Source organism: Burkholderia sp. HAN2018, assembly GCF_024704855.1.
In the GTDB taxonomy this organism is placed as follows: domain Bacteria; phylum Pseudomonadota; class Gammaproteobacteria; order Burkholderiales; family Burkholderiaceae; genus Burkholderia; species Burkholderia cepacia.
Map to the genome: position 1 here is coordinate 1 of NZ_QOBB01000246.1, position 9,958 is coordinate 9,958.

Annotated in this window: 9 protein-coding genes; 5 read left to right on the forward strand and 4 right to left on the reverse strand. The window is 65.9% G+C overall.

The annotated features are described in order from the left end of the window. Positions 1-67: 67 nt before the first annotated feature. The 4 genes from DPV74_RS34980 to DPV74_RS34995 form a co-directional block, all read right to left on the reverse strand. Positions 68-907: a CbbQ/NirQ/NorQ/GpvN family protein gene (locus DPV74_RS34980; protein WP_119338856.1), complete on the reverse strand. Its 840-nt coding sequence runs from the start codon at positions 905-907 to the stop codon at positions 68-70. Beyond that, positions 907-1,389 carry an AmiS/UreI family transporter gene (locus DPV74_RS34985; RefSeq protein ID WP_021159494.1) on the reverse strand — a complete coding sequence of 161 codons (483 nt, stop codon included), beginning with the start codon at positions 1,387-1,389 and terminating at the stop codon, positions 907-909. The genes DPV74_RS34980 and DPV74_RS34985 overlap by 1 nt, the downstream gene beginning before the upstream one ends. 68 nt (positions 1,390-1,457) lie before the next feature. Continuing rightward, on the reverse strand, positions 1,458-2,495 hold the full coding sequence (locus DPV74_RS34990; protein WP_119338857.1) for an aliphatic amidase: 1,038 nt from the start codon (positions 2,493-2,495) through the stop codon (positions 1,458-1,460). Positions 2,496-2,980: 485 nt separating this feature from the next. Next, entirely contained in the window at positions 2,981-4,396 is a 1,416-nt protein-coding gene (locus tag DPV74_RS34995) for a TolC family protein (protein ID WP_060085144.1), read from the reverse strand. Positions 4,397-4,677: 281 nt separating this feature from the next. Here DPV74_RS34995 and DPV74_RS35000 point away from each other — a divergent pair, with 281 nt between their 5' ends. The 5 genes from DPV74_RS35000 (at position 4,678) to DPV74_RS35020 (ending at position 9,836) form a co-directional block, all read left to right on the forward strand. Continuing rightward, positions 4,678-4,851 carry a hypothetical protein gene (locus DPV74_RS35000; protein ID WP_006495012.1) on the forward strand — a complete coding sequence of 58 codons (174 nt, stop codon included), beginning with the start codon at positions 4,678-4,680 and terminating at the stop codon, positions 4,849-4,851. Between the two features lie 225 nt (positions 4,852-5,076). Beyond that, the gene (locus tag DPV74_RS35005) at positions 5,077-5,262 is read left to right on the forward strand and encodes a hypothetical protein (RefSeq protein WP_027791386.1); all 186 of its coding nucleotides are present in this window, start codon (positions 5,077-5,079) and stop codon (positions 5,260-5,262) included. Between the two features lie 144 nt (positions 5,263-5,406). Then, complete coding sequence (locus DPV74_RS35010; protein ID WP_119338858.1) at positions 5,407-7,527, forward strand: peptidase domain-containing ABC transporter; 2,121 nt, start codon at positions 5,407-5,409, stop codon at positions 7,525-7,527. Further along, a complete protein-coding gene (locus tag DPV74_RS35015) occupies positions 7,524-8,528 on the forward strand; it encodes a hypothetical protein (protein ID WP_175757439.1) in 1,005 nt (334 codons plus the stop codon). The genes DPV74_RS35010 and DPV74_RS35015 overlap by 4 nt, the downstream gene beginning before the upstream one ends. Positions 8,529-8,540: 12 nt before the next feature. Further along, a complete protein-coding gene (locus DPV74_RS35020; protein WP_059696366.1) occupies positions 8,541-9,836 on the forward strand; it encodes an HlyD family secretion protein in 1,296 nt (431 codons plus the stop codon). The last annotated feature ends 122 nt before the right edge of the window (positions 9,837-9,958 follow it).

The following is a 9,958-nucleotide window of genomic DNA, read 5'->3' on the forward strand; positions in this document are numbered from 1 at the left end:
TCGTCGAGGCGCACGTCGGTCTCGTGCGCGGTCATCCCGTGCAGGAAGCGGGCGAGTGGCAGTGCGCTCATGTCGCGAAGTGCGCGGCGGCCATCGTCTGCAATGCGGCACGCGTGTCGGCGTCGTCGGTCACCGCGTCGCTGATCGCGATCCGGCAGGCATCGAGCGGCGCGAGCCCCGCGACGATCAGCCGGGCCGCGTGCACGAGCAGGCGCGTCGACGCGCCTTCGTCGAGCCCGTTGCCTGCCTGCGCCAGCGCCCGCGTGCGCTGCGCAAGATCGACGAGCCGGCGCGCGGTTTCGCGGTCGGCGCCGCTTTCGCGCACGACGACGTCGGCCTCGTGCGCGGCATCCGGATAGCCGAAGTCGATTGCGACGAAACGTTGCCGCGTCGACGGCTTGAGCCGCCGGTGCTCACCGTGATAGCCGGGGTTGTAGGAGATCACCAGATGGAAATCCGGATGCGCATGCACGACTTCGCCGAGCCGGTCGAGCGGCAGCACGCGCCGCGAATCGGTCAGCGGGTGGATCACGACCGTCGCGTCGGGGCGTGCTTCGACGATCTCGTCGAGATAGCAGATCGCGCCATGCCGCGCCGCGAGCGTGAGCGGCCCGTCGGCCCAGTAGGTGCCGTCGGCGTCGAGCAGGTGGCGGCCCGTCAGGTCGGCCGCCGACGTGTCGTCGTTGCACGCGACCTGGATCAGCGGCAGGCCCATGCGCCACGCCATGTATTCGACGAAACGCGTCTTGCCGCAGCCGGTCGGCCCTTTCAGCAGGACTGGCAGGTGATGGCGGCAGGCCGTCTCGAACCAGTCGGCCTCGGCACCGGCCGGCTGGTAGAACGGCATGTCGGCGATGCGGTGCCCGGCGAGCGGATCGGTGGCCAGCGGCGTATCGCGTGCGCTCATTACCACCTCCCCGTCATCATCAGCATGCCGGGCAGCCAGCAGGTGCCGACGCCGATCGCGATCGTGTAGCCGGGCAGGAAGCGCACGGTCCGCTTCAGCCCGAGCGCGACGAAGAACAGGAACCACAGGCTCGACCACAGCAGCCACATCGCCCCGAAACGCGCGTCGCTCGACGTGCCCGCATAGACGAGTGCGCTGATCGCGACGAACAGGCAATACCAGCCGAGGCCGGCGCCTTGCAGCCCGCGCCACTGGACGGCGGCGAGGTACAGGTACGTGAACGCGAACAGCAGCCCGCCCGCGCTCGAGAAAAACTGCGGTGGCGCCGACGCCTGCACGAGGCCGGCGAGGTTGATCAGCAGCGCGAGCAGCCCGACGAGCAGGTTCAGGCCGGCCGCGTCGCGCGGTTCGATGCGGCCGGTGAGCGCGACGCCGTTGACGACCAGCACCGCGCCGATGAAGAAAAGAGCGACACCGAGCATGATGAAGGCTCCAGAGTGAGACGGCGCCGTTCGCGCAGGCAGCGCGAACGGCCGGGCGGGGCGCGGGTTCAGCGATGCGCGGGCGCTTCGGACGGAATGCCTTCGATCGGGCATTCGGGCGTGCCGGGTGTCGTGCGTGTCAGGCGTTCGACGGCCTGGCGCGTGCCGTCCGGGTCGTTCACCCAGTTCGCATAGAACTCGAACGGGCATTGCGCGACGCCGTTCGGCGATTCGCCGGAACCGATCTTGCCCGTGTAGCCGCGGTGCAGCAGCTTGTACAAGTGGTTCTGCGACTGCATGTTGCGGCGCGCGTCGCGGATCAGGCTCACCGACAGCTCCGCGTACTGCACGCCGTTCTCTTCCTCGCCGCATTCGCCGAGCGTGCGGCCGTCGAAGCCGACGATCGCCGAGTGCCCGAAATACGAGTACACGCCGTCGAATCCGGATGCATTCGCGACTGCCACGTAGCAGTTGTTCATGAACGCCATCGCTTTCGACACGAGCACCTGCTGGTCCTTCGCCGGGTACATGTAGCCCTGGCAGCGCACGACGAGCTCGGCGCCGCGCATCACGCAGTCGCGCCAGATCTCCGGGTAGTTGCCGTCGTCGCAGATGATCAGGCTGATCTTCAGCCCCTTCGGCCCTTCGGCGACGTACGTGCAGTCGCCCGGATACCAGCCTTCGACCGGCACCCACGGCATGATCTTGCGGTACTTCTGCACGATCTCGCCCTGGTTGTTGATCAGCACGAGCGTGTTGTACGGCGCCTTGTCCGGGTGTTCCTCGTGGCGCTCGCCGGTCAGCGAGAACACGCCCCACACGTTCGCCTTGCGGCACGCGGCCGCGAAGATGTCGGTTTCCTCGCCGGGGATCGTCGATGCGGTGTCATACATCTCCTTCGCGTCGTACATGATCCCGTGCGTCGAATACTCGGGAAACACGATGAGATCCATGCCGGGCAGGCCGCGCTTGATGCCGACCACGCGCTCCGCGATTTCGCGGGCGTTCGCGATCACGTCGGCGCGCGTGTGCAGGCGCGGCATCTTGTACTGGACGACGGCGACGCCGACGGCGTCGTTGCTGCTGGAAATATCGCCATGACGCATGGTGTGCTCCTGGTTCGGGTGAAGACGTGCGTTTTCGAAAGACAAAAAAAAGCCCTTGCCTCGACGAGCGAGGCAAGGGCTTCTTTGCCGGTCCGTTCATCCGACAACGCTGTCGGATAACGGGAATGCGGATGGGCGGCCCGAAACGGGGCCGGCGAAGCGCGGGCTAGCGGGCGCGCGCTGCGCACGATCGTGGGACGTCTTTGTCCGCCGGATCGATGGGATGCACTCTAGGCAAAGTTTTTTTTGGACGCAACATCGCGTATACCCCTGCACGCGGTGAGGGCGCGGCTTGCGTCCGGGATCGTGTATTGCGCCGCGCGATCGAGCGGGGTCGGACGTACGCTTGCGTGAACGACGGCGCATTGTCGTTCCGCGCCGGCTTCGATGGATCGACCGGCCGGCGCGTCGGCATCGGTCATCAAGGTTGCGTGTACAACCTTTTTGCGCGATGCCGATGCGCGCCAACCCACGCTCAACTACGCTTAACCGCGCTCGCTCACCGCATTGCTTTCGAGAAAGCTGTCCACCGCGATCAACGACTGCTCGTCGAGCGTGCCGAGCACGCTTTTCAGCTTCAGCTGCAGCTTCAGCGCATCGAGATAGCTGTCGAACAGCTTCTGCCGGATGCCCGAGATGTCGCGCCGCAGGTTCAGCGTTTCGTACGTCGTGCTGTAACCGACCTGATGCGCCTTCATCGACGAATCGTACGCGAGGCGCGCGGCCTGCAGCGACTGCTGCAGCGCGCGGATGCGCTTGCCGACCGATTCGAGCGCGGACAGCGCCTCGCGATGATCGGTGCCCAGTTGCTCCTCGACTTCGCGCAGCCGGTTGCGGTACTGCTCGGTCACGTGCTCGGCTTCCACCTGCCGGTAGTACACGCTGCCGCCGGAGAAGATCGGGATCGTCACCTGCACGCCGACCGCGCTCTGATGGAAGTCGGAGCGATCGGTGAGCCCGCGCAGGTTCGGGTTGAGCCCGCGCGAATACGATGCGAACAGGTCGACGGTCGGCAAGTGCTCGGCGCTGACGCGCTTCGCGGCGAGCCGCGCGACCTGGACGTCGCGGTACGCCTGCCGGTACGCGGGGTTGTCCTGCGGCGCGTATTCGCCCGACGGAATGCGCGGCGACGAGCCGCGCATCGCGAGCCGCGGCCAGCGCGAGAAATCGATCGTCGAACCGAGCAGCGTCTCGTAGCGCGCGCGGCGCGCGTCCACGTCGGTTTGCGCGAGGGCTTCGTCGGATTGCGCGAGACTGCGGCGCGCCTCGATTTCGGCCGTGTCGCCGATCGTCTTCATGCCGAGCTGTGCCATGCGTCGCGTATCGCTTTCGAGCCGGGTGAGCGCGTTCACTTCGTCGTCGGCCGACTGCAGTTTCTCGCGTGCGCTCAGCAGGTCGAAGCACGCGTTCGCGACGCGCAGGATCAGGTCCTGCTTCGCGACCTCGAGTTTCTGTTTCGCCGATTCCTCGTACTCGGTCGCGCGCCGCATGTCGTACAGGTAGGGCACGTTGAACAGCGCCTGCGTGACCTGCGCGGAACCGTATGCGGCATTGCTCGAGCCGCTGACGTCGATGCCGAACAGGTTCGCGTGCGTACCGTAGCGTCCCCATTCGAGTTGCGCGGCGGCCTGCGGCAACATCTGCGCGCGTGCTTCGGGGAATTTCTGGCGGGCCGCATCGTATTCGCTGCGCGCCTGCAGGTAGCGTGGATCGTGCACGACCGCGTACTGGTAGGCGGTGTCGAGGCAGAACGCGCGCGCGTTCGCCGACAGGCCGGCTATCGTTACAGCGAACAATGTCACGGTTGCAAGTCGGGGATTCCACCTAGTCGTAAAACTTGATAGGGAATTACCCGAATTCCGCGTCGCCGATCCGTAATTCGCGCGCCTCGTTTCAAACATGGCCGTCTCCGTCTCCTGCCCGTGCCGCAATGCATTGCGGCGGGATTTAAACGTATTGAAATTGAAATTCAAACAGAATGAATGCCTGCCATCCGTGGCGCACCGGAAAACGCGCCTGTAAGAGTGTGTCCTCCATTGAATTCCGATGCGCCCGCATGATAGCCTGATTTCGGCTCGTAATCGCAGTGATTATTAGATTAACAAGTCGCTAGGGATTAAAAGCCGTTTGTCTTTCAATGAAGGTTCTTTGCATCATCTTTATTTTTTACGAGGAGAGAATGATGAAGGTCATGACGACGGAACAGGTCAGGAATGTGCATGGCGGCGGTGCGATCAGCTCGCTGGGTAGCCTCGCCGTTGACGCCGCGCCGGTGGTGACCGCGCTCGGCCAGTTCCTGCCGAGCCTCGGCAATTACCTGCAGAACCCGAAGACGTTCAATAACACCGGCAAGTAACCGCCGTGCGCGGGGAGGCGCCCCCCGCGCGAAATGCTGCGAAACAGAAGGAAAAGAATCGATCGCCGAAGTGGCAATAAAGCGAATCCGGAATGCATTATTTCCGGTTCGGGCGATTATCAGGAGGCGGGAGTGCCGGATTATCCCCGTAATAAAGTTAACGGCCATTGAGATTGCAATTGGCTGACGGTGGCGGGCATTCCGACAATATAAAGGCCACAACAAATGCGAGACATCACGGAAGAACAGGCCCGCCAGATTCGCGGCGGCGCGTCGCTTTACTCCAATTCGGCCGCCTATACGGTCGATCTCGTCAACCAGTCGATCGGGACCACGCTGCAGGGCCTGATGACCCAGTACCAGACCCGCGCCGTCGAACAGTTCCGGATGTCGCTCGGCTCGTCGCGCTGAGCGGCCCGCCAGGCGGCCGGTAACACCGGTCTTCCGTCGCAGCCGGCAGCGTGCCGGCTGTGCCCTTGCGTATCGCGCACGACCCGCCACGGGCCCGCATCGGCAGGCCCGGGCGGCGCCTCGTCGCGCCTCGGGTGCTCGACCATGCTCTTCAATACGCGTAAAGTCCGTCCGGTCCTGCAGGACGAGGTGACGGAGTGCGGCCTGGCCTGCCTCGCGATGATCGCGTCGTGGCACGGGCGCGAAACGACGTTGCGCACGCTGCGCAACCGCTATCCGGTCCGGATCGATTCCGGGCTGTCGTTCTTCGACCTGATGGAGATCTCGAACGATCTCGGCCTGCGCGCACGCGGGCTGCAGTTCGACGCGGGCGAACTCGACGCGCTCAAGACGCCGTGCATCCTGCACTGGGGGATGAACCACTATGTCGTGTTGACGAAGGTCGGCTACGGCAGCGTGCACATCGTCGATCCCGCGCTCGGCGAAACGAAGCTGCCGCTCGCGCAGGCGCTCACGCACATCACGGGCTACGCGCTCGAACTGAATCCCGATATCGGCTTCACGCGGGCGGGGCAGGCCGACCGGATCAGGCTGCGCGACTACCTCGAAGGGCTGACCGGCATTCGCAAGAGCCTCGCGATCGGCATCGCGGGCGGCGTCGCCGCGCAGCTCCTGCTGCTGCTCGGCCCGTCATACGTGCAACTGACGATCGACGAGGCGCTGAAGAAGACCGACGTCGACATCCTGTACCTGCTGACGATCCTGTTCGCGATCGTGTTCCTGTTCGACACGCTCTACGCGAACCTCGTCGGCAACATCAAGAGCTACCTGCGCAACATCGTGTCGCAGCAGTTGTCGGCAAACATGGTCGGGCATCTCGCGCGGCTGCCGATCGGCTATTTCCTGTTCCACAACACCGGCGATTCGATCTCGCGCGTGTCGTCGGTGTCGGAGGTCGGGCGGTTTCTCGTCGACGGGCTGGTCGGCGGGCTGCTCAATATCGTCACGTGCACGCTGACGCTCGTGCTGATGCTGTACTACAGCCCGGTGCTGGCCGGCATCAGCGTGGCCGGGATGGTGCTGTTCGCGCTCAGCCGGCTCGCGATCCAGCCGCAGCTGCAGGACGCGATGTCGCAGATCCTCACGCGCGGCGCGGAAGCCGATGCGCTGCTGATCGAGAACATCCGCTCCGCGCACTCGATCAAGCTGCTGTCGGCCGAAACCGCGCGCAGCAGCCTGTGGGTCAACGCGTTCACGCAGAAGCTGCAGGCGATGCGCCAGCAGGAGCGGCTGCAACTGCTGTTCGATGCGGTGTCGAAGGGGATCGTGCACGTCGAGCAGCTCGTGATCGTCACATACGGCGCGTGGCTCGTCATGCACGGGCAGAGCACGATCGGCGTGATCTACGCGTTCATCCAGTACAAGAACCTGTTCGCGGACAAGTTCATCGATTCGATCCAGCTCTACGTGCGCCGCAAGGTGTTGCAGGTGCACATGGACCGCGTCGCCGACGTGTTGCAGACCGAGACCGAGGAACCCGCGCCGGACGCGGTCGTGCGGCCCGTCGACGGCTTCGACGGCACGCTCTCCATCCGCGCGCTGTCGTACACGCCGAAGGGCGGCAACCGCCCGATCCTGCGCGAGATCGCGCTCGACGTGCCGGCCGGCAGCAAGATCGCGATCGTCGGCCGCACCGGCAGCGGCAAGACGACGCTGCTGAACCTGATCTGCGGGCTTGTGCGGCCCGAGCCCGGCACGCTGTTCGTCGGCGGCGTCGATCTCGCGGAAGTGAACCTGCGGCAGTACCGCAAGCATCTCGCGGCCGTCACGCAGTCCGACCAGCTGTTTCGCGGCACGATCCGCGACAACATCACGAACTTCGCGCCCGCGCCGCGCATCGGCGCGATGTTCGACGCGGCGAAGCTCGCGTGTATCCACGACGAGATCGAGCGGCTCGACCATCGCTACGACACGCCGCTCGGCGATACGCAGAAATTCCTGTCGGCCGGGCAGATGCAGCGGCTCCTGATCGCGCGGGCGCTGTATTGCGAGCCGCGCCTGCTGATCCTCGACGAATTCTCGTCGAACCTCGATCAGGCGACGACCCACGAGATCTGCCGCAACGTGCTGACGCTGCCGTGCACGATCGTGCTCGTCACGCATGACGCATCGATCCTGTCGATGGTCGACCGGATCTACCAGATGCACGACGGCGTATTGACCGACGCGACCGATGCGTGGCGCGCGGCCGAGGAGGCGCGGTGATGCTCGGGCGACTCTTCCTGCTCAATCCTTTCTCGTATGCGTTCCTGGTGCGGCGCGTGGTGCGGGCCGTCGCGCTGCGCACGTCGCCGGCGCGCGGGCTGCGGCTGATGCGCTGGTGCTCGGGCGCCTGCCTGCGCTGCTTTCCGTGCATTCGCGAGTCGATCGAGCGCGCGGTCGCATACATGCTGAGCGCGCACCTGAACGACGATCCGCGACGCGTGCGGGACGTGTCGGCGGCGATCGTGCGCGAACTGTTCGAAGCGGAATTCGCGGGGCTCAAGCTGCGCACGCGCAGCCTCGAATCGATGAAGTCGATGATCGACGGGATGGCGTGTGAAGGCGACGAGCAGCTGCGGGCGGCACTCGCGCGCGGCGGCCCGCTGATGCTCGCGGGGCTGCACTTCGGCAACCTGATGCTGTTCGTCACGAAGCTGCGCTTCATGATTCCCGACGACCGCAAGCTGATGGTGATCCTGCACCGGGATGCGCCCGGCGCGTTCTTCGACGATGCGCTGCGGCTCGTCGCCGAATACGGCGCCGGCGAAGTCGAGTTCATCGACATCGAGGAGCGCGTGCACCTGCGGCGGCTGATCACGAGCCTGCGGCGCGAGGCACCCGTGTTCCTGCTGTTCTCCGACCTGCACGGCAAGTTCGGCAAGACCAACCGCTGCCGGCTCGGCGGCCGCTGGGTGCGGATGGCCGGCGGCGGCGTGAAGCTCGCGGTCGAGCAGGGGATTCCGCTGCTCGTCGCGTATGCGACGGGCGTGCCGTTCCGCGATCGCTGCGCGGTGCATTTCACCGAGCTGGCGGCCAGCCCGCTCGCGCCGATGCTCGGCGCGGACGACGACGCGTCGCCGGTGCGCGCCACGCACCAGCGCATCGTCGACCGTCTCGAACAGGCGCTCGTGCGGCAGCCCGAGCAGTGGCATTTCTGGGAACACTTCACGCCTTACCTGATGCCGACGCCGCTGCTCGATGCGGCCGCGCGGCGTCGCTCCTGACGAGCCTGCCCCATGCCGACCTGGAACTCCGCCCTCCGAGAACACAAGCCGTCGCGCAAGCTCGCGCGCGGCACGACCTTCGGCACCGTGATCCACGGTGTCGTCGACGTGCCGGTGTCGATGCGCTTCTTCTGCTACCTGTCGCTTGCGATGTTCGCGATGTTCGTGACCGCGCTCGTCGAACTGAGCTACGCGAACACCGAGAGCGTGTCGGGGATGCTGACGCCGCGTTCGGGGCTGATCGGCGTCAGCGCGCCGCCGGGCTGGGCCGTGCGCGACGTCTACGTCGGCAAGGACCAGCACGTGAAGGCCGGCCAGCGGCTGCTGGCGGTGACGCGCGACACGAGCTTCGTGAGCCAGGCGAACAACGTGCAGGGGATGCGTGCGGCGCTCGACCGGCAGCGCGTCGAGGTCACGCAGCAGATCGACGCGGCGCGCCTCGAATACCGGTCGTCGGTACAGCAGATCAACCAGCAGATCGCCGCGCAGGGCGAGAGCCGCGGGCTGATCGACCGGCAGATCCAGGACCAGAAGCGCATCGTCGACGAGTACGGCGAACGGCGCGCACGCGTGAAGCAGCTGCTCGACGAACAGGTCGTGACGCTCGAGCAGTACAACCAGGTCAACACGCAGTACCTGCAGGCCGGGCAGGCGTACCAGGACCTGCTGCTGCGCCGCGCCGAGCTCGCGAAGAATGCGATGAAGCTGCGCGGCGACCTCGACACGATGCAGAGCAAGTACGACGGTGCGAACGCGGAGCTGAAGATCAAGCAGGAGGAGCTGAACGCGAAGGAATACAACATCGACGAGAACGTGAACCAGGTGCTGTACGCGCCGGCCGATGGGCAGATCGTGCGGCTCGATGTCGTGCAGGGCGGCGTGATCGACCCGCCGGGTACGCGCGTCGTCGAGATCCTGCCCGCGAAGGCCGACGGGCTGATCGCCGAGGTCTACATTCCGTCGTCGAAGGCCGGCTTCGTGAAGAAGGGGCAGGAGGTGAAGGTTGCGTACGCAAGCTATCCGGTCGAGAAGTTCGGCACGTATCGCGGCAAGGTGCTGTCGATCTCGCCCGTCGCGTTTTCCGCGAAGGAGCTGAACCTGCCGGGCGATGCCGCCACGCCGCAGACCTACTTCAAGACCTGGGTCGAGCTGGCCGACCGCACGCCGGCGTTCGAAGGGCGGCCGCTGTCGCTGCGGGCCGGGATGATGCTGAAGGCCGACATCGTGCTGGAGCGGCGCAGCCTGCTCGAATGGCTGTTCGAGCCGTTGTACCGCATCCGTCAACGCCTGTTCGGCGTGCCGGCCTGAGCCGATGGCGAGCCGGGACACGTACCGCCGCCGTGCGCGGCCGGGCGCCGTGCGTCCGCTGTCGCGCTGGCTCGGCGCAACGCTGTTCGCGTGCGCGGCCGCCGCGCATGGCGCGCCGCAGC